This is a genomic window from Paraburkholderia sprentiae WSM5005 (genome assembly GCF_001865575.2).
GTDB classification, from domain to species: domain Bacteria; phylum Pseudomonadota; class Gammaproteobacteria; order Burkholderiales; family Burkholderiaceae; genus Paraburkholderia; species Paraburkholderia sprentiae.
Genome location: NZ_CP017561.2, coordinates 41,068 through 64,702 on the forward strand (window position 1 = coordinate 41,068; position 23,635 = coordinate 64,702).

At 65.0% G+C, this 23,635-nt stretch carries 22 protein-coding genes and 1 tRNA gene; 16 read left to right on the forward strand and 7 right to left on the reverse strand.

All coding sequences use genetic code 11. From position 1 onward, the window contains the following. Positions 1–70: 70 nt before the first annotated feature. Both BJG93_RS00205 and dprA read right to left on the reverse strand, forming a co-directional pair. The gene (locus BJG93_RS00205; protein WP_027199370.1) at positions 71–448 is read right to left on the reverse strand and encodes a thioredoxin family protein; all 378 of its coding nucleotides are present in this window, start codon (positions 446–448) and stop codon (positions 71–73) included. 101 nt (positions 449–549) lie between these two features. Beyond that, the gene (dprA, locus tag BJG93_RS00210) at positions 550–1,779 is read right to left on the reverse strand and encodes a DNA-processing protein DprA (RefSeq protein WP_027199371.1); all 1,230 of its coding nucleotides are present in this window, start codon (positions 1,777–1,779) and stop codon (positions 550–552) included. Positions 1,780–2,043: 264 nt separating this feature from the next. Between dprA and def the strand changes: the two genes are divergently transcribed. The 14 genes from def (at position 2,044) to BJG93_RS00280 (ending at position 14,816) form a co-directional block, all read left to right on the forward strand. Further along, positions 2,044–2,547, forward strand: coding sequence for a peptide deformylase (gene def / locus BJG93_RS00215; RefSeq protein ID WP_027199372.1), 504 nt, complete (start codon positions 2,044–2,046; stop codon positions 2,545–2,547). A 28-nt stretch (positions 2,548–2,575) separates the two neighbouring features. Next, positions 2,576–3,565: a methionyl-tRNA formyltransferase gene (fmt, locus tag BJG93_RS00220; RefSeq protein ID WP_027199373.1), complete on the forward strand. Its 990-nt coding sequence runs from the start codon at positions 2,576–2,578 to the stop codon at positions 3,563–3,565. A 115-nt stretch (positions 3,566–3,680) separates the two neighbouring features. After that, positions 3,681–4,322 (forward strand): LysE family translocator, encoded by a 642-nt coding sequence (locus BJG93_RS00225; RefSeq protein WP_027199374.1) that lies wholly within the window; start codon positions 3,681–3,683, stop codon positions 4,320–4,322. A 106-nt stretch (positions 4,323–4,428) separates the two neighbouring features. Then, positions 4,429–5,286, forward strand: coding sequence for a zinc metalloprotease HtpX (htpX, locus tag BJG93_RS00230; protein ID WP_027199375.1), 858 nt, complete (start codon positions 4,429–4,431; stop codon positions 5,284–5,286). A gap of 200 nt (positions 5,287–5,486) precedes the next feature. Next, complete coding sequence (gene rsmB / locus BJG93_RS00235) at positions 5,487–6,926, forward strand: 16S rRNA (cytosine(967)-C(5))-methyltransferase RsmB (protein ID WP_027199376.1); 1,440 nt, start codon at positions 5,487–5,489, stop codon at positions 6,924–6,926. Beyond that, positions 6,923–7,522 carry a DUF4390 domain-containing protein gene (locus BJG93_RS00240; RefSeq protein WP_027199717.1) on the forward strand — a complete coding sequence of 200 codons (600 nt, stop codon included), beginning with the start codon at positions 6,923–6,925 and terminating at the stop codon, positions 7,520–7,522. Before rsmB ends, BJG93_RS00240 begins: the two co-directional genes overlap by 4 nt. Next, positions 7,512–9,938 (forward strand): sensor histidine kinase, encoded by a 2,427-nt coding sequence (locus BJG93_RS00245; protein ID WP_027199377.1) that lies wholly within the window; start codon positions 7,512–7,514, stop codon positions 9,936–9,938. Before BJG93_RS00240 ends, BJG93_RS00245 begins: the two co-directional genes overlap by 11 nt. Next, positions 9,939–10,628 (forward strand): response regulator transcription factor EsaR, encoded by a 690-nt coding sequence (gene esaR, locus BJG93_RS00250; RefSeq protein WP_027199378.1) that lies wholly within the window; start codon positions 9,939–9,941, stop codon positions 10,626–10,628. Between the two features lie 92 nt (positions 10,629–10,720). Beyond that, positions 10,721–10,796: transfer RNA gene (locus BJG93_RS00255), tRNA-Phe, on the forward strand. Positions 10,797–11,189: 393 nt separating this feature from the next. Continuing rightward, positions 11,190–11,921, forward strand: coding sequence for a 7-cyano-7-deazaguanine synthase QueC (gene queC / locus BJG93_RS00260; RefSeq protein ID WP_027199379.1), 732 nt, complete (start codon positions 11,190–11,192; stop codon positions 11,919–11,921). An 80-nt stretch (positions 11,922–12,001) separates the two neighbouring features. Further along, complete coding sequence (gene queE, locus BJG93_RS00265; protein WP_027199380.1) at positions 12,002–12,634, forward strand: 7-carboxy-7-deazaguanine synthase; 633 nt, start codon at positions 12,002–12,004, stop codon at positions 12,632–12,634. 9 nt (positions 12,635–12,643) lie between these two features. Then, positions 12,644–13,087 carry a 6-carboxytetrahydropterin synthase QueD gene (gene queD, locus BJG93_RS00270; RefSeq protein WP_027199381.1) on the forward strand — a complete coding sequence of 148 codons (444 nt, stop codon included), beginning with the start codon at positions 12,644–12,646 and terminating at the stop codon, positions 13,085–13,087. Positions 13,088–13,290: 203 nt separating this feature from the next. Beyond that, entirely contained in the window at positions 13,291–14,073 is a 783-nt protein-coding gene (locus tag BJG93_RS00275; RefSeq protein ID WP_027199382.1) for an HpcH/HpaI aldolase family protein, read from the forward strand. Continuing rightward, positions 14,070–14,816: a tetratricopeptide repeat protein gene (locus BJG93_RS00280; protein WP_027199383.1), complete on the forward strand. Its 747-nt coding sequence runs from the start codon at positions 14,070–14,072 to the stop codon at positions 14,814–14,816. Before BJG93_RS00275 ends, BJG93_RS00280 begins: the two co-directional genes overlap by 4 nt. A 66-nt stretch (positions 14,817–14,882) precedes the next feature. Here the strand turns inward: BJG93_RS00280 and rodA are convergent, their stop codons facing one another. From rodA to BJG93_RS00305, 5 genes are all read right to left on the reverse strand, one after another. Further along, complete coding sequence (gene rodA / locus BJG93_RS00285; protein ID WP_027199384.1) at positions 14,883–16,031, reverse strand: rod shape-determining protein RodA; 1,149 nt, start codon at positions 16,029–16,031, stop codon at positions 14,883–14,885. 10 nt (positions 16,032–16,041) lie between these two features. After that, positions 16,042–18,393, reverse strand: a complete 2,352-nt coding sequence (gene mrdA, locus BJG93_RS00290; RefSeq protein WP_027199385.1) for a penicillin-binding protein 2 — start codon at positions 18,391–18,393, stop codon at positions 16,042–16,044. A 79-nt stretch (positions 18,394–18,472) separates the two neighbouring features. Continuing rightward, complete coding sequence (mreD, locus tag BJG93_RS00295; protein ID WP_027199386.1) at positions 18,473–18,985, reverse strand: rod shape-determining protein MreD; 513 nt, start codon at positions 18,983–18,985, stop codon at positions 18,473–18,475. Then, complete coding sequence (gene mreC, locus BJG93_RS00300; protein WP_027199387.1) at positions 18,982–20,118, reverse strand: rod shape-determining protein MreC; 1,137 nt, start codon at positions 20,116–20,118, stop codon at positions 18,982–18,984. The genes mreD and mreC overlap by 4 nt, the downstream gene beginning before the upstream one ends. A 150-nt stretch (positions 20,119–20,268) precedes the next feature. Next, entirely contained in the window at positions 20,269–21,312 is a 1,044-nt protein-coding gene (locus BJG93_RS00305; protein WP_004189550.1) for a rod shape-determining protein, read from the reverse strand. Positions 21,313–21,686: 374 nt separating this feature from the next. Here BJG93_RS00305 and gatC point away from each other — a divergent pair, with 374 nt between their 5' ends. Beyond that, positions 21,687–21,986 carry an Asp-tRNA(Asn)/Glu-tRNA(Gln) amidotransferase subunit GatC gene (gene gatC, locus BJG93_RS00310; RefSeq protein ID WP_027199388.1) on the forward strand — a complete coding sequence of 100 codons (300 nt, stop codon included), beginning with the start codon at positions 21,687–21,689 and terminating at the stop codon, positions 21,984–21,986. A gap of 159 nt (positions 21,987–22,145) precedes the next feature. Continuing rightward, the gene (gatA, locus tag BJG93_RS00315; protein WP_027199389.1) at positions 22,146–23,633 is read left to right on the forward strand and encodes an Asp-tRNA(Asn)/Glu-tRNA(Gln) amidotransferase subunit GatA; all 1,488 of its coding nucleotides are present in this window, start codon (positions 22,146–22,148) and stop codon (positions 23,631–23,633) included. Positions 23,634–23,635: the final 2 nt, after the last annotated feature.

The window sequence follows — 23,635 nt, forward strand, 5'->3', positions numbered from 1 at the left end:
GGCAAACGCCGCGTGCGGACAGCGATGTCAGCCGCGATGCTGTCCCAAAACCGGCCGCGCAGGGCCGTGTTCAGGCGACCGCCAGCGCGGGCCGCAGCTTCGGTGCGCCGGTCACGCCGGGCAGCGTGGTCAGATCCGACAGCATCCGCTCGACGATCGACACCTGCGGCAAAACCGTACCGAAAAATCGTGTCGTCACCGAGTCTTCGATCAGGACGGTCGGGAAATTTTCGACGTCCAGATCGTCGAAGCGATCCGCATGAGTTTCGATGTCGATCCATGCGAAGCAGACTTCGGGGTGCCGCTCGGCCAGCCGGTTGAAAGCGTCCTGGTATTCGCGACAGGTTCCGCACCACTCCGCACACAGGCATGCGACGAACAATGTACCGGGTTCGTTGACGCGCTCGGCGATCCGGTCCTGGTCGGTGTCGAGGTTCAGCGCGGGCATGAAGTGGTTTCCTTGTGTACTTTGTCGGGTGCTTTGGCGCGAATGTAGCATGGCCGGTCGCGACGAGTGGGCAATCCGCGTTGATGCCGGTCGGTCTCGGCTCAGTCATGATGGGCTCGCATGAAGCGGCCGCCGGGCAGCAGCGTGACCTCGCCGGCGAGTTCGAGCTGCAGCAAGGTGGCGTGCAGGGCAGCGTCTTGCATCTCGGTGCGGGCGGCGAGAATTTCAAGCGTGGTCGGCGCATGGCCGAGCGCGGCGAGCAGACGCTGGGCATCGGGGTCGCGCGCCGGCTGCGGGGCCGGTCCAGCCGGCGGCGAGCTGGCCAGGGTGGCGGCCGCAGCTTGCGAAGCCATCCCACCCGACGGAACGCGCGACCCCACGTGCTGCAGTGGCCCCGCCCGCTTCGCCGCCGATCCCGCGTCGCTCACGGGCCGCGGGGCAAAACCGAGTTCCTCCAGCACCTCGTCAGGCGTTTCCACGAGCCGGGCTCCCTGCTTGATCATCCGATGACAGCCGCGCGATAGCGGCGCGTGAATCGATCCGGGCAATGCGAGCACGTCGCGGCCCATCTCGTTAGCGAGCCGCGCGGTTATCAGCGAACCGGAGCGCATAGCCGCCTCCACGATCACGACACCGCTGACCAGCCCCGCGATCAGCCGATTGCGCTGCGGGAAATTGGCGGCGCGCGCCGGCGTGCCCAGCGGCCACTCCGAAAGGATCGCACCCTGCGCCGCGATCTGCCGCGCGAGCGCATGGTGCGCGGCCGGATACACGAGATCCGCGCCGGTGCCGACCACCGCGACCGTCCCGCCGACGCCTTCCAGCCCGCCCCGATGCGCGGCGCCATCGATACCGAGCGCGAGCCCCGACACCACCGTCACGCCCGCCGCCGACAGGTCGCGCGCGAACCGCCGCGCATCCTCGATGCCCTGCGGGGTGGCGCTGCGGCTGCCCACCAGTGCGACGGCACGCGTATGCAGCAAATCTAGCCGGCCCTTTATATATAGAAGCGGCGGTGGATCTGGCATCGTCAACAGCGCGGGCGGGTAGGCGGGGTCGTCGAGCGTGACGATCTGGTTGCCCGGCTGTTCGCGCCATGCGAGCACGGCATCGAGCTCACCGTCGAGCGTCGGACCCGACGGCGTCAGCACCGCGCGCGCGGCGGCTTCGCCGGCAACCTCGGCGAGCGTCTCGCGCGACTGCGCGAAAATCGCTTCCGGCAGCCCGAACGCGCGCAGCAACAGGCGCAACGCCGCGGGTTTGAGGCCCGGCGCAATCGACAACCGCAGCCAGGCGGCCAGTTCGATACGGGTTGCGGGCAAGGTCTGCATGCGGGTCGCTCCTTTGGCGGGGCCTGCGGACAGGCGGTCGCCATGCTAAAATTTTCATCATCCGAAATAAAACCGCGATAAACCGCGAATAACCGCGGCGCCGCGCTGACCGGCGCGGGTTCGTCGGCGGGCGCACGAGGCGCGTTGAATCGAACCGGTTCGACATCATCTATCCTCTGCGTATTACGACGGGCTCACAACCTGGCCGAATGGCCAACGCGAGCTTTTCAACGGTTGGCGGCGTCTCAAATCACACTCGAAATCATGGCTTTACTGAGCATCCTCAATTACCCGGACAAACGACTGCACAAGGTGGCCAAGCCAGTCGCGGAGGTCAACGACCGTATCCGCCGTCTCGTCGCGGACATGGCCGAAACGATGTATGCGGCGCCCGGCGTCGGCCTCGCCGCCACCCAGGTGGACGTGCACGAGCGCGTCATCGTGATCGACGTGTCGGAAACGCACGACGAACTGCTCGCGTTCATCAACCCGGAAATCGTCTGGTCGAGCGATGAGAGGAAGCTGTCGGAGGAGGGCTGCCTGTCGGTGCCCGGCATCTACGACAACGTCGAACGTGCCGAGAAAGTGCGCGTGCGCGCGCTGAACGAGAAGGGTGAAACCTTCGAGCTCGATTGCGAAGGGCTTCTGGCCGTGTGCATCCAGCACGAGATGGATCACCTGATGGGCCGCGTGTTCGTCGAATATCTGTCGCCGCTCAAGCAAACGCGCATCAAGAGCAAGATGAAGAAGCTCGCCCACGCGATGTAATGCGCTTTCACTTGCCTACCGCCCGTTCATGAGTCATTCGTTGCGCGTCATCTTTGCCGGTACGCCGGAATTCGCCGCGGCCGCGCTGGCCGCGATTCATCGCGCCGGGTTTGCCGTGCCGCTCGTGTTGACGCAGCCAGACCGGCCCGCGGGACGCGGCATGAAGCTGCAGGCGAGTCCGGTCAAGCGCTACGCGCAGGAGCACGGCCTTGCGCTCGCGCAGCCCACCTCGCTGCGCCGCACCGGCAAATATCCGCAGGAAGCCGCCGCCGCGATCGAGCAACTGCGCGCGACGCCGCACGACGTGATGGTGGTCGCCGCCTATGGGCTGATCCTGCCGCAGGAGGTGCTCGACGTTCCGCGCTTCGGCTGCATCAACATTCACGCGTCGCTGCTGCCGCGCTGGCGCGGCGCGGCGCCGATTCATCGCGCGATCGAAGCGGGCGACGCGCAAACCGGCATCACGCTGATGCGGATGGATGCGGGCCTCGACACTGGCGCGATGATTTCCGAACTGCGCACGCCCATCTTCGCCGACGACACGACTGCCACGCTGCACGAGCGTCTCGCCGAAGACGGCGCGAAGCTGATCGTCGACGCGCTGATCGAGCTCGAGCGCACCGGCAAGCTGGCTTCGACCCCGCAGCCGGCCGATGGCGTGACCTACGCGGAGAAAATCGCCAAGCACGAAGCGGCACTCGACTGGCGCCGCCCGGCCGAGGCGCTTGCGCGCCAGGTGCGCGCGTTCGACCCATTCCCCGGCGGCACCGGCACGCTCGAAGACGGCAGCACCGTCAAGATCTGGGCCGCCACCGCCGCGTCGGCGTCTGACAGCAACAAGGCGCCAGGCACCATCACCGAGGTTTCGTCCGACGGCGTACTGGTCGCTTGCGGCGAAGGCGTACTCCGTCTGACGCAATTGCAGAAGCCCGGCGGCAAGCGCCTGCCCGTGCGTGAATTCCTTGCTGGCTCGCCGCTCGTCGCAGGACAGCGCTTCGAGCTTCCCGGCGCAGAATAAGCGTGTCGCGTACGCGAAAACATCGTCCATCCGGCCGATGTTCTCCGCCCCCGCCGCCAGCGCGCCGCGCGTTAGAATCCTCCATGCAGCAGACCAGGTTCCGAGGGTTCACCACATGTTCGGCATCGTCCATTTCGAATTTTTCATCGTCGCGGTTTTTCTCCTGAACATCACGCCGGGGCCGGATACCGCTTATATCGTCGGGCGGAGCGTCGCCCAAGGCCGCGGTGCCGGGCTGATGTCGGCGCTGGGCATTTCGGCGGGCTGCTGCATTCATTCGCTTGCCTGCGCGTTCGGACTGACCGCGCTGCTGGCCGCCTCCGCGACGGCGTTCACCATCGTCAAATCCGTCGGCGCGATCTATCTGATCTACCTCGGCGTGCGCCTGATCTTCACGAAGCCGGCCGCCGATGCGCCCGCCGGCGACTCGCGCGCGCCGTCCACGCCGAAGTCGCTGCGGCAGTTGTTCCTGCAAGGCTTCTGGACCAACGTGCTGAACCCGAAAGTCGTGCTGTTCTTCGTGTCGTTTTTCCCGCAATTCGTCTCGACGGGCAGCGAACACAAGACTTTCGCGTTTCTCGCGCTCGGCGCGGTCTTCGTGCTGATGAGCATGGTCTGGAACAGCTTCGTGGCGTGGATCGCGGGCAGCGTCACGCAGCGTTTCTCGGGCAAACCGGCAGTCAAGCGCTGGCTGGATCGCGGCGTCGGCAGCGCGTTCGTCGGCCTGGGCATCAAGCTGGCGACCGCCTCGCGATGATTGAATTTTCCCGCATCGCCCCTATCTAACGTTTTGCTTACAATCTGACGCCGCAATCGCGCGGCACGGAGATGAAGGCCACGCTTGGAGGCAAGGAGTTGCAGACATGTTTAATTGGGTGAAAACCGCGATGTTGATGGCTGCGATCACGGCCCTTTTCATCGTGATCGGTGGAATGATCGGCGGCTCGCGCGGCATGATGCTCGCGCTGGTGATCGCTCTGGGGATGAATTTCTTCTCGTACTGGTTCTCCGACAAGATGGTCTTGCGCATGTACAACGCGCAGGAGGTCGACGAAAACAGTGCGCCGCAGTTCTATCGGATGGTGCGCGATCTCGCCACGCGCGCGAACCTGCCGATGCCGCGCGTCTACCTGATCAACGAAGACGCGCCGAACGCGTTCGCCACTGGCCGCAATCCGGAGAACGCGGCGGTCGCGGCCACCACCGGGATTCTGCGCGTGTTGTCCGAGCGTGAAATGCGCGGTGTGATGGCGCACGAACTTGCGCACGTGAAGCATCGCGACATTCTGATCTCGACGATTTCGGCGACCATGGCCGGCGCGATTTCCGCGTTGGCGAACTTCGCGATGTTCTTCGGCGGCCGCGACGAAAACGGCCGTCCCGCGAACCCGATCGCGAGCATCGCGGTTGCGCTGCTCGCACCGATTGCGGGCGCGGTGATCCAGATGGCGATTTCGCGTGCGCGCGAATTCGAAGCCGACCGTGGCGGCGCGCAGATTTCGGGCGACCCGCAGGCACTGGCGTCGGCGCTCGACAAGATCCATCGCTATGCGAGCGGCATTCCGTTCCCGACGGCCGAAGCGCATCCGGCCACGGCGCAGATGATGATCATGAATCCGCTGTCGGGCGGCGGCATCGCGAGTCTGTTCTCGACGCACCCGGCGACCGAGGAACGCATTGCGCGTCTGATGGAAATGGCACGCACCGGGCGCTTCGACTGAGGCGTCGCGTCGTTCGACGCGTCAAGCCTGAAATACCGAAGAGCGGGCTCGCGAGGCCCGCTTTTTTTTCGCACCTTTCGTGGCCACTGCGCGACGGCCTCTGCGACCGCCACTCCACGCACGCCGGCCCCCGCCAGCGCCACGCTACAATGTGCGCTGACTGCGCCGTGCGTACCGTGCGGCTTGCCCTTGCTCCCTTCATGACTTCAAAGCCTTCTTCGCGTTCTGCTTCCTCGTCGGCGCGTTCGCGCGAATCCCATTTGTCGGCGCTGCATCTGTCGCCCGAATCGCTCGGGTTTGCGCTCGACTGCGCCGCTCAGGCCGTCGGTGCCGTGCGTCTCGGCGCGGCCTTGCCCGCCGCGCTGCAGAGCGTCTTCGTGGCGGTGCCCGAGGGCAACGCTGCAGCAGCGCGCGGCGCCGTGCAGGACCTCGCCTACCGCACGATGCGGCGTCTGGCGACTGCCGAGTGGCTGATCGCGAAGCTCGTGAAAAAAGCGCCGCCGCCGCACGTCGCACATGTGCTCGCGTGCGCGCTCGCACTGCTCATCGACGACGAAGCGAGCGCCGCCTATACGCCGTTCACGGTCGTCGACCAGACGGTCAGCGCGATCGGCGCGCGTCGGCAGTTCGCGTTCGCCAAGGGCCTCGTCAACGCGGTGCTCCGTAACTTCTTACGCGAGCGCGACACGCTGCTCACCGCCTTGCAAGCCGACGAAGTGGCGCGCTGGAACTATCCGGCGTGGTGGATCGACGCGGTGAAACGCGCATGGCCCGAGGCGTGGCAAGCGGTGCTGGCCGCCGGCAACGCCCAAGGTCCGCTGACGTTGCGCGTGAACGCGCGCCATTCGACCGTCGACGCCTATCTGCAAGTGCTGCAACGCCAGCAGATCGCCGCAAGCAAGGCTGGCGAGCACGCGGTCACGCTCGCTGCGCCAATGCCAGTCGAGCGCATTCCGGGCTTTAGCGAAGGCGTGGTGTCCGTACAGGACGCAGGTGCGCAACTCGCCGCGCAATGGCTCGGCGTGCGTGACGGCATGCGCGTGCTCGATGCGTGCGCGGCCCCTGGCGGCAAGACCGGTCATCTGCTCGAACTCGCCAGCATTGAACTGGTCGCGCTCGAAAGCGATGCGTCGCGCGCGCGCCGCATCGGCGAAAACCTGCGGCGTCTGAAGCTCGAAGCGGAAGTGCGCATCGGCGACGCGGGCAACCCCGCGCAATGGCACGACGACCTCGACCAGCCATTCGACCGCATCCTCGCCGACGTGCCGTGCTCGGCGTCGGGCATCGTGCGGCGACATCCGGATATTCGCTGGCTGCGTCGCCAGTCCGATATCGCCGCGCTCGTCGCCGAACAGCGCCGCATTCTCGGCGCGCTGTGGCCGCTGGTGAAACCAGGCGGCGAGCTGCTTTACGTGACGTGTTCCATCTTCCCTGAAGAGGGCGAGTTGCAGGCACGGTGGTTTGGAAACCAGCATCAGGATGCGGTACGATTGGACGCGCCGGGGCAGCTTTTACCCTCTGTTGCCCGCGCGCCCGCCGACCCATCGGCCGGTTCTCATGCTGGACGACCCGCTGAAATCAGCGCCGGCACGAACTCAGACCACGACGGATTTTTCTACGCGCGCTTTCAGAAACGGTGACCATAAAACGCTTCTTCCCGCTTCGGCTCGCTGCCGTGCTCTGGATCGCGCTGGCCGTCTGGCTTGCAGCGCCGTGCGTGGCGCATGCCGACTCGATCGCGGTGCAACGGGCGTCGCTGCAGGCCGACAACGGCGGCTGGAGTCTCGACGCGCATTTCGAATTCGAGCTGAACAGCAATCTCGAAGACGCGGTCAACAAAGGCATTCCGCTTTATTTCACGACCGATTTCGAACTGAGCCGGCCGCGCTGGTACTGGTTCGATGAGCAGCCGGTCAGCGTGTCGCAAAGTCTGCGGCTGTCGTTCCAGCCGCTCACCCGCGAATATCGCGTGTCGAGCGTGCAGTCGGGCGGTTTGCAGCTCGGCTTTTCCACGCTCAAGGATGCACTCGCGGTCATCAAGCACGTAACGTCGTGGCACGTGATCGACCGCAATCAGGTACGTGTCGGCGAAACCTACAACGCGTCGGTGCGCATGCAGCTCGACATTGGGCTCATGCCCAAGCCGTTCCAGATCGACGCCGTGAACAACCGCGACTGGAACCTCGCCTCCGATTGGAAGCGTTTCACTTTCACGGCGGCCGATCATGCTAAATAAGGTGCGCTCCTCTTCTACCAGTGTCAGCAGCATCGTCGTGCGCGTGCTGGTGTCGACGGTCGCGGTGACGGCCGTGCTGCTGCTCGTGCTGCTGGCCGCCGCGAGCGCGAACACCGAATTCTTCGATCGCTATTACCAGTGGCTGTACGCGGCCAACGTCGCGGTCGCGATGGTGTTTCTGCTGGTGGTGGTGACGCTCGTCGTCATCATCATCGTGCGATTACGCAAGGGCAAATTCGGCACACGGCTGCTCGCGAAGCTCGCGTTCTTCATGGCGCTGGTCGGTGTGGTGCCGGGCGGCATCATCTACATCGTGTCGTATCAGTTCGTGTCGCGCAGCATCGAGTCGTGGTTCGACGTGAACGTCGAAACCGCGCTCGCGTCGGGCCTCAATCTCGGGCGCGGCATGCTCGACGCGTCGCTGTCCGATCTGCAGACGAAGGCGCGCCTGATGTCCGAGCAGCTCGCAAGCGCGGGTGCCGCCGGCACTACGCTGACGCTGCTGCGTCTGCGTGACCAGTTCGGCGTGCAGGACGCCACGATCGTCGAGCCGACCCGCAGCATGTCGGGCGCGGCGCCCGACATGCACGTGATCGCGCAGGCATCCGGCAACTACGCGATGCTCGTGCCGAGCGATCTGCCGACACCGTTGATGATCGAGCAGGCGCGCGGCCACGGCTATGCGGCGATCGAAGGCGAAGTGGACGGCGATCCGCACGCGCAAGGCGGCAAAGGCGCGCTGCGTCTGCGTGTAGTGCAGCGTATTCCCGATTCGAATGCAGCGCTATTGCAGCCCGCTGAGCGCTTCCTGCAGCTGACGCAGCCGGTCTCGACGACACTCGCACGCAATGCCGATTCGGTGCAGCGCGCGTATCGCGAGTATCAGGAGAAGGCGCTCGGCCGCACCGGGCTGCGCAAGATGTACATCGGCACGCTGACGCTGTCGCTGTTTCTCGCGACCTTCATCGCGATGATGCTCGCGCTCGCGCTCGGCAATCAGCTCGCGCGGCCGCTATTCCTGCTCGCGCAAGGCACCAAGGAAATCACCGAGGGCGACTACACGCCGAAGCGCGAGATCAAGTCGCGCGACGAACTCGGTTTTCTCACGCAGTCGTTCAACGCGATGACGCGGCAGTTGTCGGAAGCGCGCGGGGCGGTCGAGAAAAATCGTATCGCGCTGGAGCATTCGAAGGCGTATCTCGAAAGCATCCTCGCGAACCTGACCGCGGGCGTGTTCGTGTTCGACCGGCAGTTCCGGCTGACTACCGCGAATCGCGGCGCCGAGCGGATTTTCCGTCAGCCGTTCCAGACGCTGCTCGGTTCGTCGCTCGATCAGATCGGCGTGCTCGGCGATTTCGGGGCGATGGTGCGCAAGGCGTTCGCCGATCGCGAAGCGGCGAGCGAAGACGGCCATGACGACAACGGCCACTGGCAACAGCAGTTCTCGGTGCCGGTGGCTGGCGAAACCGAGCCGCTCACGCTGCTCGTGCGCGGCGCGCGCCTCGTCGCGGCGAACGAGCGCGACGCGCAAGACTTGCAGACCTCGGGCTACGTGATCGTGTTCGACGACATCTCCGACGTGATCTCCGCGCAGCGTTCGATGGCATGGGGCGAAGTCGCGCGGCGCCTCGCGCACGAGATCAAGAATCCGCTCACGCCGATTCAACTGTCGGCCGAGCGCTTGCAGATGAAACTCGCCGACAAGCTCGCGCCGTCGGATGCGGACGTGTTGAAGCGCGGTGCGACGACGATCGTCAATCAGGTCGCCGCGATGAAGCAGATGGTCGACGACTTCCGCGACTACGCGCGCACCCCGCCCGCGGTGCTCGCGCATCTGCAATTGAATGATCTGGTCAGCGAGGTGCTCACGCTGTACGGTATCGAGGAAGGTAAGGGCGCGATCCAGGTCGAACTGGCGGCATTGCCCGCGATACGCGGCGACGCGACCCAGTTGCGTCAGGTGATCCACAACCTGCTGCAGAACGCGCAGGACGCGGTTGCTGAAGTCGCGCAGCCGCGTGTTTTGCTCGAGACGAGGACAGTAGAATACGGAGACCCCGACGCGCAAGGCAAGGCCCGCGTCGCGGTACGTCTGACAGTGTCGGATAACGGACCGGGCTTCCCCGCGCGTATCCTCACGCGTGCGTTCGAGCCGTACGTGACGACCAAGGCCAAAGGCACGGGTCTGGGACTTGCGATGGTCAAGAAGATCGTCGACGAACATGGCGCGCGCATCGACATTCGCAATCGCATGAAGGCTGGCGATGTGATCGAAGGCGCGCAGATTTCGATTCTCTTCCTTCAACTGGCGGACGATCCCGCGCAGCCGGGTGCACCTGGTTCCGGTGCGCATCTGGCGCACGGCGGCGCGTCACAGGGAACGACAAAAGCAACAGTGCAGACAAGGGCAGCGTAAATGGCAACCATCCTGGTGGTAGATGATGAAATGGGCATCCGGGAATTGCTCTCGGAGATCCTGAGCGACGAGGGACACGTCGTGGAGGCCGCTGAGAATGCGCAGGAGGCGCGCGAATTCCGTCTGCGTCAGGCGCCGGACCTGGTACTGCTCGACATCTGGATGCCGGACACCGACGGCGTGACGTTGCTCAAGGAATGGGCCGCGCAAGGTCAATTAACGATGCCCGTCATCATGATGTCCGGTCACGCGACGATCGACACCGCGGTCGAAGCCACCAAGATCGGCGCGCTCAACTTCCTCGAAAAGCCGATCGCCTTGCAGAAGCTGCTGAAGGCGGTCGAGCAGGGACTCGCGCGCGGCAACTCGGCGGCCGTTCCTGGCGGCGTGGCCGCGAAGCCCGCGTTGCCGGTCAGCGCATCGCAAGTCGCGTCGGCGGCGGCGTTGCCGATACTGTCGTCCGATGGCGTCAGCGGCGGCGCGCTCGCCGCGCAAACCGCATCGATCTCGTTCGACATTCCGCTGCGCGATGCGCGCGACGCGTTCGAGCGCGCGTACTTCGAATATCACCTCGCGCGCGAGAACGGCAGCATGACGCGCGTCGCGGAGAAAACCGGTCTCGAGCGCACGCATCTTTATCGCAAGCTGAAGCAACTCGGCGTCGATTTGGGCAAGAACAAGGGGGAGTGAGCGCCTTCTTGCACGCAAACGCGCCCGGCCCAGTTTTTCGTGAAAGGGGCTTGCTGAACTGCACATCGCTTGATATAGTTTCGTTCTTCGTTGGCCCGGTAGCTCAGTTGGTAGAGCAGCGGATTGAAAATCCGCGTGTCGGTGGTTCGATTCCGCCCCAGGCCACCAGGATTTAGCCCCAGGAAATCGCAAGATTCCTGGGGCTTTTCCATTTGGCGAACAAGTCGTTACTTCGGCTTGTCATGCGGTCAGAGCCGCGCGTGAGACAGCTGCCGCCGGTGACATTCGGTGTCGCGTGATAAAATCGCGCCAGTTCAAGGACTTCCATGCAGGCGTCGCAAGCGTTTGTGCAACGCACGAAATGCGGTGCCGAGCGCACCGCACCGAAGCACCCAATTCTTCGTCGACGATCGACGGTACGAGCGCCCAACCACGTTCACGTGCAACGCGCGACCTATACTGCTTTTGGCCGGCATAATGCCCCGCACACGTCGCGCCGCGAGCCCTGTATGACGCAGCTCGCGCAGCGCGACGTCGCACTGTCATTCACGGAGTATCACGGTGATCCGCAAAGACGCTAAGCGTAGCGCGCTCGTGCTGTTTTCCGGCGGCCAGGATTCCGCCACGTGTCTAGCGTGGGCGCTCGATCGTTACGACACGGTTGAAACGCTCGGCTTCGATTATGGACAGCGGCATCGCGTCGAACTCGAATGCCGCGAGGGTTTCCGTCAGGCCATCGTGCGTGCGTTTCCGGCGTGGGCCGATCGTCTCGGCGACGATCACATGATCGATCTGTCGCTGCTCGGCGCTATCAGCGACACCGCGATGACGCGCGAGATCGAGATCGAAGCCACGGCCAGTGGTTTGCCGAACACGTTCGTACCGGGCCGCAATCTGATGTTCATGACGATTGCCGCGGCCATCGCGTATCGGCGCGGTTTGCAGGTGCTGGTCGGCGGGATGTGCGAGACGGACTTCTCGGGCTACCCCGATTGCCGCGACGACACGATGAAGGCGCTGCAGGTCGCGCTCAATCTAGGCATGGACACGCGCTTCGCGCTGGAGACGCCGCTAATGTGGCTCGACAAGGCCGACACGTGGCGTCTCGCGCACGAACTCGGTGGCGACGAACTGGTTGAACTGGTGCGCGTCGAGACGCATACCTGCTACGTCGGCGAACGCGCCGAGTTGCACTCCTGGGGCTTTGGCTGCGGCGAATGCCCGGCATGCCGGTTGCGCAGACGTGGCTACGAGGCTTACCTCGCCGGCGAAAAAGTCACCGAGCCGGTCTGACGGTTGGCGTGAGCGGGGCGAATCATCCGCTAGTCGCGCATCATTGATTCAGGTGATTGAGGAACAGGACAGAAAGCAGCATGACGTACGCGGTCAAGGAAATTTTCTACACGTTGCAGGGCGAGGGCGCGAATGCCGGGCGGCCGGCCGTGTTTTGCCGCTTCGCGGGCTGCAATCTGTGGTCGGGCCGCGAAGAGGATCGCGCGGAGGCCGTCTGCCGGTTCTGCGACACCGATTTCGTCGGCACCGACGGCGAGAACGGCGGCAAGTACCGCACAGCTGACGATCTGGTCGCGATGATCACGTCGCAATGGCCGCAAGGCGAGGGCGAGCGTTTCGTCGTGTGCACCGGCGGCGAGCCGATGCTGCAGATCGATCAGCCGCTCGTCGACGCGCTGCATGCGGCCGGCTTCGAGATCGCAATCGAGACCAACGGCTCGCTGCCGGTGCTTGAGACGATCGACTGGATCTGCGTGAGCCCGAAGGCCGACGCACCGCTCGTCGTGACGAAGGGCAACGAGCTGAAGGTCGTGATTCCGCAGGACAACCAGCGCCTCGCCGACTACGCGAAGCTCGACTTCGAGTATTTCCTCGTCCAGCCGATGGACGGTCCGTCGCGCGACATCAACACCAAGCTCGCGATCGACTGGTGCAAGCGCCATCCGCAGTGGCGCCTGTCGATGCAGACTCACAAGTATCTGAACATTCCCTGACTTGCCGTGCTGACGATTACCCGAAAACTCGAATTCGACGCGGGCCACCGCATTCCCGATCACCGCAGCCAGTGCCGTAATCTGCACGGCCATCGGTACGTGCTCGAAATCACGCTGCAAGGCGATCTGGTCGACACCGAAGGCGCGCCCGATCGCGGCATGGTGATGGACTTCGCCGACGTGAAGTCGCTCGCGGTCGAGCATCTGGTCGACAAGTGGGACCACGCGTTTCTCGTCTATGAAGGCGACACGCAGGTGCGCGGCTTTCTCGACAGCATGGTGGGTCACAAGACGGTCGTGATCGATCGCATTCCCACGGTCGAAAACCTCGCGGCGATTGCATTCGACATGCTCGCGAACGTGTATGACGCGCACTACGGCGTGAACCTGCGCCTGCATAAAGTGCGTCTATACGAGACGCCGAACTGCTGGGCCGACGTGGTCCGCGACTAGCTTCCCACCCGAAGGCACGCCCCGCCGCGCGAGCGAACCCTCGCGTTATTGTCACGGTATGATCGTTCCGACAACCACACGGAGCGAGACATGCCGGTCATTGCATTGCGTCGCAGCAGGCATCGAGGCCGTCAGCGCCCCGGCGCCTGCCTGATCCGCTATCTGGCCCCGCTTCGCGCTGCAAACCTGCGCGAGGCCAGCCGATGAGCACCTTCACCAATTCCCTCAAACAACGTCTGAAGGACAACGCGCCGCTGTTCGGGCTATGGCTGTCGCTCGGTAGTGACACCGCGGCCGAAGCGCTCGCGCATGCCGGCTTCGACTGGCTGCTGATCGACATGGAGCACGCGCCGAACGATAGTGGCGGCGTCGAGTCGCAGTTGCGCGCGATAGCCGCCGCTCATCTGCCGAGCGAGCCGGTGGTGCGCGTGCCCGCGAGCGAGCCGTGGCTCGTCAAGCGCGTGCTCGACGCCGGCGCGCGCACGCTGATGTTCCCGAACATCGAATCCGCTGACGACGCGGCACGCGCCGTGCGGCTCACCCAATACCCGATTGCCGGGGCGCTCGGCGGACTGCGCGGCGTCGCGGGCGTCGTGCGAGCGGCAGCTTACGGCATGCGGCGCGATTACGTGCAGACCGCCAACGCGCAGATCGCGACGATTGTGCAGATCGAATCGGCGCGCGGGTTACAGGAGGTCGAGCAGATCGCGGCGACGCCGGGCGTCGACTGCCTGTTCGTCGGGCCGGCCGATCTCGCCGCGAGCCTCGGTCATCTCGGCGACGCGAAGCACGCGGACGTGCAGGCGGCGACGGCGCGTATCGTCAGCGCGGCGGACAAGGCCGGCATTGCCGCCGGCATTTTCGCGATGGACGTGGCGAGCGCACGGCAGCATCGCGACGCCGGTTTTCGCTTCGTCGCGCTGGCCGCCGACGTGATCTGGATGTTGCGCGCGACGCGCCAGGCATTGCAGGAGGTGAGGTCATGAACGGCAGAGTGCAAGGAGGCGCCGCGCGGATGATCGCGCGGATGACCGCGCATATGACCGCGCAAGTGACCATTGCGGCGGCGCTGCTCACGAGTGACGCGTGGCACGCCGCGTACGCGCAGGATCGCGTCGCGAAGGCGAACGATCCGCAGACGCAATCCGCGGTGGCCGACTACAACGCTGGCAACCTCGGCGCGGCGCTGGCCGAATTCCGCCAGGCGGCCGAGCGCGGCAGCCGGCTCGCCCAGTTCAACTACGCGATGATGTTGCTCAACGGCGAGGGCACGCCGGTCAACGTCGACGAAGGCAAGAAGTGGCTGCGCAAGGCCGCCGACGCGAACATGTCGCACGCGCAGTACGTGTACGGCAAGATGTACGACGATGGCGAGTTCGTCGAACGTGATCCGGCGGAGGCGCATCGCTGGTTCATGAAAGCGGCTGCTCAGGGGCATGTGCAGGCGGAGCTCGCGCTCGCGAACCAGTTCCTCGACGGACGCGGCACCGAGCGTGACAACAAGCAGGCGTTCGTCTGGTACAAGAAGGCGGCGCAGGGCGGTGACATGACCGCGCAGTATGTGACCGGCTCGTTCTACGAACGCGGCGGCGATGGTGTCGACCGGAATCTGAATGTGGCGCGCGCATATTACGCGGCCGCGGCAGCGCAGGGCGATCCGGCGGCGCGCCTGAAGTATCAGCAGTTGAGCGCACAGCTGCGCGAGCAGAAGGAAGTGAAGCCGCAGTGACGAAAAAGGGCGCTCGCAGGGAGCGCCCTTTGGGCGTGTTCGCTTGCTGCGTGCCGCTAGCTCCGGCTAGCTCTGCATCAACCGCTTCTGTCGCGCAACGCTCATGATCAGCCCGATCGCGACGCCCAATGTAGTCAGCGCGGTGCCACCGTAACTCATGAAGGGCAACGGCACACCGACCACCGGCAAAATCCCGCTCACCATCCCGATATTGACGAACGCGTAGGTGAAAAACGCCATCGTCAACGAGCCGGCCAATAATCGCCCGAATAGTGTCGCGCCGTTGGCCGCGATGTAGAGCCCGCGCGCGATCAATAGCATGTACAGCGTGAGCAGCACGATCCCGCCCGCCAAACCGAACTCTTCTGCAAACACCGCGAAGATGAAGTCGGTGTGCTTCTCGGGGATGAACTCCAGATGCGCTTGCGTGCCCTTCAGCCATCCCTTGCCGAGCGGGCCGCCCGAGCCGATCGCGATCACCGCCTGAATCGTGTGGAAGCCTTTGCCGAGCGGGTCCGAGGTCGGATCGAGCAGCGTGCAGATGCGGTGCTTCTGGTAGTCGTGCATCAGCGGCCACTGCACTTCGGGCTGACAGATCTTGTCCTGGAACGCCGCGATCGACGCAACCGCAATTACGGCCGCGATCAGCACCGGCACGATCAGCCTGAAGCTCAATCCCGCGAAGTAAATCACGAACAGGCCCGCCGCGAACACGAGCACGGCCGTGCCGAGGTCAGGCTGCTTCGCGATCAGGCCGACCGGCACGATGAGGATCACGAAGCCGACCAGATAGTCGTACCAGCGCATCACGCCTTCGCGGCGCTGGTAATACCAGGCTAGCATCAGCGGTGTCGCAATCTTCAGGATTTCCGACGGCTGGATCACTACGCCGACGTTGATCCAGCGCTTCGCGCCCTTGCGCGTGAGGCCGAACATCGCGACCGCGACCAGTAACGCGATCCCGAACGTATAAAGCGGGACCGCGAAGCGCATCAGCGTAGTGGGCGGCACATTGGCGAGTGCCCACATCAGCACGAAGGTGAGCAGGATGTTGCGCAACTGGTCTTCGACGCGACCCGGCATATCGAGCGTCGCGCTGTACAGCGTGACGATGCCGACGCACAGCAGCAGAAACACGATCAGTGCGAGCGGACGGTCGAAGCCGACGAACATCCGCTTGATGCGCTCGAGCCAGGCGCGCTTGTCGAATTGCATGCCTTTCTCCTTATTCGTCGATGCCGCCGGCGGCCGGCTGGCGCGGTGACGCGCCCTGGAGGCTGCCCTCGCGCGACGGCGCCGCTACGGTTGGCATCGGCTCGCTGGCCGGACGTGGCTTGTGCGGGGCGCTGGACGCACGCGACGCGGACTTCTTTGTCGCGGCCGACGCCGAAGCGGGCTTCGCCGTCGAAGCCGCCGCAGGCGAGCTGGCCGTTGCCGCCGCCGCCGCGCCAGCGGACGCCGCCACCGGCGCAGACGCGCCATTCGGGCCCGAAGCAGCAATCGCAGTCGACGCACCCGAAGCCGCCGCCGCAGCTGCCGCTCCCGGCACGGGCAGTGCCGTAAAGCCCGCCGCAATCTTCAGCGGCTGAGTGCCCTCGTGCGATGGCGGCGTATCGCCGACCTGCGGCGCGGATGCTTCGAGCGTGCTCGATGCCGCGGCTGCGACGGCCGCTTCCTCCGCGCCGGGCCTGTTCTTGCCGACCAGGTAGTAGTCGAGCACCTTGCGCGCGATCGGACCGGCCGCCTCCGCGCCCCAGCCGCCGTTTTCGACGACCAGCGCGAGTGCGATCTTCGGTTGATCGACCGGCGCGAACGCGATGAACAGCGCGTGGTCGCGCAAATTCTCGGCAACCGCGTGACCTTTGTAGTTCGCACCCTGCAGCGAGTAGACCTGCGCGGTACCGGTCTTGCCGGCCGCCTGGTACGGCGCGCCCGCGAACACCTTGGCCGCCGTGCCGTTCGTCACCACGCCTTCCATCGCGCGCTTGATGAAGTCGATGTCCTGCTGCTTGACCGCGATCCTGTCGCTCGGATCGCGCACCACTGGCCGCGTGTCCTTCGTGATCGGATTTTCGATGTCGCGCACGAGGTGCGGTTTCATCACGACGCCGTTGTTCGCGAGCGTTGCGGTGGCATGCGCGAGTTGCAGGATCGTGAACGAGTTATAGCCCTGGCCGATGCCGAGGCTGACCGTCTCACCTTCGTACCACTTCTGCTGCTCGGGTCGGCGGTACGCATGGCGCTTCCAGTCGGTCGACGGCAGGATGCCCTTCGCCTCGCCGCTGATGTCGATGCCGGTGATCTGCCCGAAGCCCCACGGCTTCATGAAGTTCGCAATGTTGTTGACGCCGAGATCGTGCGCGAGCATGTAGAAGTACGTGTCGTTCGACACGACGATCGCGCGGTTCATGTCGACCCAGCCTTGGCCCGAGCGCACGTCGTTGCGAAACGTGTGGCCGCCGAACGTATAGTAACCGGGATCCTGGAAGCCCCAGCCCGGTGTGCGCTTGTGCAGCGTCAGCGCGGCGAGCGCCATGAACGGCTTGTAAGTCGAGCCCGGCGGATAAGTGCCGTGCAGCGGCCGGTTCAAGAGCGGATGATCGGGCGAGTTGTTCAGTTCGTCCCAGGTCTGCTGGTCGATACCGTCGACGAAGGCGTTCGGATCGAAGCTCGGCGCCGACACGAACGCGAGCACGTCGCCGGTGGACGGCTCGATCGCGACGAGCGCGCCGCGGCGTCCGGCGAACGCCTGCTCGGCGACCTGCTGCAAACCGATGTCGAGCGACAGCTCGAGGTTGTTGCCCGGCGTCGCCTGGGTGCGCGACAGCGTGCGCACAGGGCGGCCGCCCGCGGTCACCTCGACTTCCTCGAAGCCGGTCTGGCCGTGCAGCTCGGTTTCGTAGCTCTGCTCGACGCCGATCTTGCCGATGTAGTCGGTGCCCTTGTAGTTGTTCGCGTCCAGACGCGGATCGTAGTGATCCGGGTCGCTGTCGTTCTGATCGCTCGCGTCGTCGATGCGGTCCTGGTCGCGCTGCGAAATCCGTCCAATGTAGCCGATCACGTGCGCGGCGGTCGGCCCGAGCGGATACTGGCGGAACAGCCGCGCGCGCACTTCGACGCCGGGGAAGCGGAAGCGCTGCGCGGTGAAGCGCGCGACTTCGTCGTCGGTCAGGCGCGTGCGGATCGGCAGACTTTCGAAGTTCTTCGAGTCTTCCTGCAGCTTCTTGAAACGGCGGCGGTCGCGCGCGTCGATCGACACGACGGTGGCCAGGTTGTCGATCACGTTGTCGAGCGAGTCGTTCAGCTTCGAAGGGGTGATTTCGAGCGTATAGGCCGAGTAGTTCTTCGCGAGCACGACGCCGTTGCGATCGGTGATGATGCCGCGGTTCGGCACGATCGGCGCGACGGAGATGCGGTTTTCATCGGCCTGCAGCGAGTACTTGCTGTAGTGCCAGACCTGCAGGAACAGGAAGCGAAAGCCGATCAGCCCGAAGCAGACGAACACGAACAGGCCCGCCGCCGCGACGCGCAGGCGGAATTTCGTGAGCTGCTGTTGAGTGTCCTTGAATTCGGTCATGCGATTCTACAAAAGGCCGGCATGCGGCCATCAAGAGTGTGCGCTCAAACCGGCCCTGGCCGGTGGGCCCGCTGCGCGATCAAATGGGGCGCGTATCGTCCGGGTCGGCTGGGCGGCGCTGCGGCATCAGCAGCAGCATGCTCGCAACCGGCCACAACGCGGCTTCGACGAAACCGTCGATCAGATAACTCCAGCCCGGAAACGCCGCGCCGGTCAACAACCGGATCACGAACGGCACCAGTTGCGCGACGACGAGCAGCGGCATCACCGCGAACGTTTGCACGCCGAGCGACATCCACAGCACGCGGCGGTGAATCGTGATCGCGCCGTACGACAGCAGCGTGTAGGCGAGCGCGTGCTCGCCGAGCAGGCTCGCGTTGTGCACGTCCATCAGCAGGCCGAGCAGAAACGCGATGCCCATGCCCACCTTGCGCGGCTGATGCACATTCCAGAACAGCAGCACGAGTGCGACGAAATCGGGCACGCCGGCGAGACGCCCCCACGGCATCAGGTTCAGCAGGAACGCTGCTGCGAGGCTGAACGCGATGAAGTACGGATTGACCGGCTGCAGGATATATTGCGGGCGATTCATGGCTGAGCCCCCGGCTCGGCTTGCGGCTTCGCGCTCTTCGCGGCGGCCGGCTTTTCGGCTTTCCTGTCGGCTGCTGGCTTCTCGGACTTTTTGTCGGCCGCGGCTTTGGCCGGCGCCTTTTCCGTGGCTTTGGCGGCGGGCTTTTCTGCCGTAGCTTTGTCGGCGGCGCTCCTGTCGCCTGGCTTGGTGGCGGATTTTTCCGCCGCCCCCTTGCCGTCCGCAGCTTTGGCGCCCTTCTTCGCTTTTGCCTCCTTCGCGACGGTCGCCGCGTCGGGTGCGTCGGCCGGGCGCGGCGGCGCGTCGTTCTGGACGTGTAGCACGAGCACTTGACGCGCCCCGCGTACCGCCGCGACGGGCAGACTGACCACATGCGCAAACGCGGTGTCGGCCTGCTTATCGACGCGCACGACCTTCGCGACCGGCAGTCCCGGCGGATATACACCGTCGAGGCCGCTGGTGACGAGTTCGTCGCCGCTCTGCACGTCGGCGCTGATCGGGACGAAGCGCAGATCGAGCGTGTCGCCCTTCGGCGTACCGTAGATCACGCTGCGCAAGCCGGTGCGCAGGATTTCGACCGGCACGGCCTGGTCCTTGTCCGTCAGCAGCGTGACCTCGGCCTGCAGCGGGAACACCCGTGTGACCTGGCCGATCACGCCGTCTTCGTCGACGACCGGCGAACCGTTCTGGATGCCTTGCTGCGCGCCGCGTCCGATCACGACCTTCTGCGTGAACGGATCGCGCGTGTCGTACTGGATTTCGGCGGGCAACGATTGGGTGGTGAGGCGCTGCGACAGTTGCAGTAGCGCACGCAGATGGGCGTTTTCGGCGTTGAGCGACGCCGCCGTGTTGGCCTGCTGCGACAACTGCAGATCCTTCGCGCGCAGCTTCGCGTTCTCGTTGCGCAGGGTGGCGCTCGTTACGGCGAGGTCGGCGGCGCCCATGAAGATGTCGCGCGGCACGAGCGCTGCGCGCTGCAACGGATAAAGACCCGCGCCGAGCACGCCGCGGACGATTTCGAGCGTCTTGAAGCGGGCATCGGAGATCAGCAGGACCAGCGCCAGCACGACGAAGAACACCAGCCGGGCGAGAGCGGAGGGGCCTTGCTTGAACAGGGGCGGCGGACTGTATTCCATGGTCGGCGCCGGGGGCGTGAGCGGTTGGGTGAGACGGCGACGCGCAAGGCGCGGTCAGCGCGCGGAGGCTGGTCGGCCCAGCCAACGACAAAGCGGCCCGCAAGGGGCCGTGTGCCAGATCCGCGTTACTGACATGGGAGAAAGGCTCGCTTACTCGTACGAGAAGATGCTGCCGAGCTTGTCCATGCGCTCGAGCGCCATGCCCGAGCCGCGCACGACGCAGGTCAGCGGGTCTTCTGCGACAAGCACCGGCAGGCCGGTTTCTTCGGCGAGCAGACGGTCGAGATCGCGCAGAAGCGCGCCACCGCCTGTGAGCATCATGCCGCGCTCGGCGATGTCCGCGCCGAGTTCCGGCGGCGTCTGTTCCAGTGCGATCTTCACCGACGACACGATCTGGTTCAGCGGGTCGGTCAGCGCTTCGAGGATTTCATTGCTGGAGATCGTGAAGCTGCGCGGAATGCCTTCCGACAGATTGCGGCCCTTCACTTCCATTTCCTTGACTTCGGAACCCGGGAACGCGGAGCCGATTTCTTTCTTGATGGCTTCGGCGGTCTGTTCGCCGATCAGCATGCCGTAGTTGCGGCGAATGTAGTTGACGATCGCTTCGTCGAACTTGTCGCCGCCGACGCGCACCGAGCCCTTGTACACGATGCCGCCGAGCGAGATCACGCCGACTTCGGTCGTACCGCCGCCGATATCGACGACCATCGAACCCGTTGCTTCCGACACCGGCAGGCCCGCGCCGATCGCGGCGGCCATCGGCTCTTCGATCAGATACACCTGCGAGGCGCCCGCGCCGTGTGCCGCTTCCTTGATTGCGCGGCGCTCCACCTGGGTCGAGCCGCACGGCACACAGATGATGATGCGCGGCGACGGCGAGAACATGCGCGATTCGTGAGCAGTCTTGATGAACTGCTTGATCATCTGCTCGGTGACGGTGAAGTCGGCGATCACGCCGTCTTTCATCGGGCGGATCGCCTCGATGTTGCCCGGCACCTTGCCGAGCATTTGCTTGGCTTCCTTGCCGACTGCCTGAATGGTCTTCTTGCCGTTGGGGCCGCCTTCCTGGCGGATCGACACGACCGACGGTTCGTCGAGAACGATACCCTTGCCGCGCATGTAAATAAGGGTGTTGGCGGTGCCGAGGTCAATCGCCAGATCGTTGGAGAAGTAGCTGCGCAAAAAGCCGAACATTCAAAATCCTGTCTCGCTGGGGGCCGGGCCTCGCACCGTATGCGTAGGGCGGCAGCGGAAAAATAACAGCTTCAACCGGGCGGTAGCGTCGCCACATGAACTTGAAGCTGCGGGGGAGTCTACCGGAGGCCGTTGCAAACCGAGGGCTGACAGCGCCGGACGTTGCTGAGCATTGTCCGTAAGGCCTTGGTAAGTCGGTCCGGGTTTGGGTCGAACGCGTAATGATACCTTATAATTTTGGATGTTTTGAAGGAAACCGAGCGCACATTTTGGCGTTGCCGCGCCTTTTTGTGGATTGTCCTATCTTGTCGTAACCCGCTGTTGCAATGCGACTTTTTTGCGTGTTGTGACGTCCCACCCATTCCGGTGAATGCATGGCTCTGACCCTGACCGATGTAAAACGCATCGCGCATCTCGCGCGGCTCGAACTGGCCGATGCCGACGCCGAGCACACGCGTGCCCAGCTGAATGATTTTTTCGGCCTGGTCGAGCAGATGCAGGCGGTCGATACCGCCGGCATCGCGCCGCTTGCCCATCCGATCGAGCAGATCGAAGACGTCGCGCTGCGTCTGCGTGACGACGCCGTCACCGAGACGGTCGAGCGCGAGGCTTTCCAGCGCCCCGCGCCGGCCGTTCAGGACGGCCTGTACCTCGTGCCGAAGGTGATCGAATAAGACCCGCCGGGCCGACCCCGGGGTCTGGCGTCGGCGCGAGCCTTCGTGATCCGGACGCGCGTCCTCGCCGCGAACCTTGCCGGGCCGGCCTGCCGACGGGCAACCGAACGCCTCTACGGCAGCGTGACCTTGCTGCCGCGCTTTCCAGGATAAAACGCAATGCATGAAAAAAGTTTGACCGAACTGCGCGCCGCGCTAGCGGCCAAGGAATGTTCCGCAGTCGAATTGGCGCAGCTGTACCTGAAGCGGATCGACGCGGCCAATAGCCTGAATGCGTTCATCCAGGTCGATCCCGAACTGACGCTCGCGCAGGCGAAAGCCGCCGACGCGCTGTTGCACACCGGCCACGCCGGCCCGCTCGTCGGCCTGCCGATCGCTCACAAGGACGTGTTCGTCACGAAGGGCTGGCGCTCCACGGCCGGCTCGAAGATGCTCGCGAACTACCAAAGTCCGTTCGACGCGACCGTGGTCGCGCGTCTGCAGAACGCAGGCATGGTGTGCGTGGGCAAGACCAACATGGACGAGTTCGCGATGGGCTCGTCCAACGAGAATTCCTACTTCGGCGCCGTGCAGAATCCATGGGACCGCAAGGCTGTGCCGGGCGGTTCGTCGGGCGGCTCGGCTGCGGCCGTGGCCGCGCGTCTCGCGCCCGCCGCGACCGGCACCGACACCGGCGGTTCGATCCGCCAGCCGGCGTCGTTCTCGGGCATCACCGGCATCAAGCCGACGTACGGCCGCGTGTCGCGCTACGGCATGATCGCGTTCGCGTCGTCGCTCGACCAGGGCGGCCCGATGGCGCAAAGCGCGGCGGACTGCGCGACGCTGCTCAACGCGATGGCCGGCTTCGATGAGCGTGACTCGACGAGCCTCTCGCACGAGCATGAGGACTACACGCGCTACCTCGGCAAGTCATGGCGAGACGGCGGCGCGGACCAGCCGCTCGCCGGTCTGCGCATCGGCCTGCCGAAAGAGTATTTCGGCGCCGGTCTCGCCGACGACGTGCGCGCGTCGATCGATGCCGCATTGAAGCAATACGAAGCGCTCGGCGCGACGCTCGTCGACGTGACGCTGCCGAAAACCGAACTGTCGATCCCGGTCTACTACGTGATCGCGCCGGCGGAAGCGTCGTCGAACCTGTCGCGCTTCGACGGCGTGCGCTTTGGCCATCGCGCGGCCGAGTACCGCGATCTGCTCGACATGTACAAAAAGTCGCGCGCCGAAGGCTTCGGTCCGGAAGTGAAGCGCCGCATTCTGGTCGGCACCTACGTGCTGTCGCACGGCTACTACGACGCGTACTACCTGCAGGCGCAGAAGATCCGCCGCATCATCGCGCAGGACTTCCAGGAAGCGTTCAAGCAGTGCGACGTGATCATGGGACCGGTCGCACCGTCGGTGGCGTGGGACATCGGCGCGAAGGGCGACGATCCGGTGCAGATGTACCTGGCCGACATCTACACGCTGTCGGTGAGCCTCGCCGGCCTGCCGGGCATGAGCGTGCCGTGCGGCTTCGGCGCGGGTGCGAATGCGCAGCGTCCGGTCGGTCTGCAGATCATCGGCAACTATTTCAATGAAGCCCGCATGTTGCAGGTGGCCGACGCGTTCCAGCGCGCGACCGACTGGCACCGTCAGGCACCGGCAGGAGCGTGAGC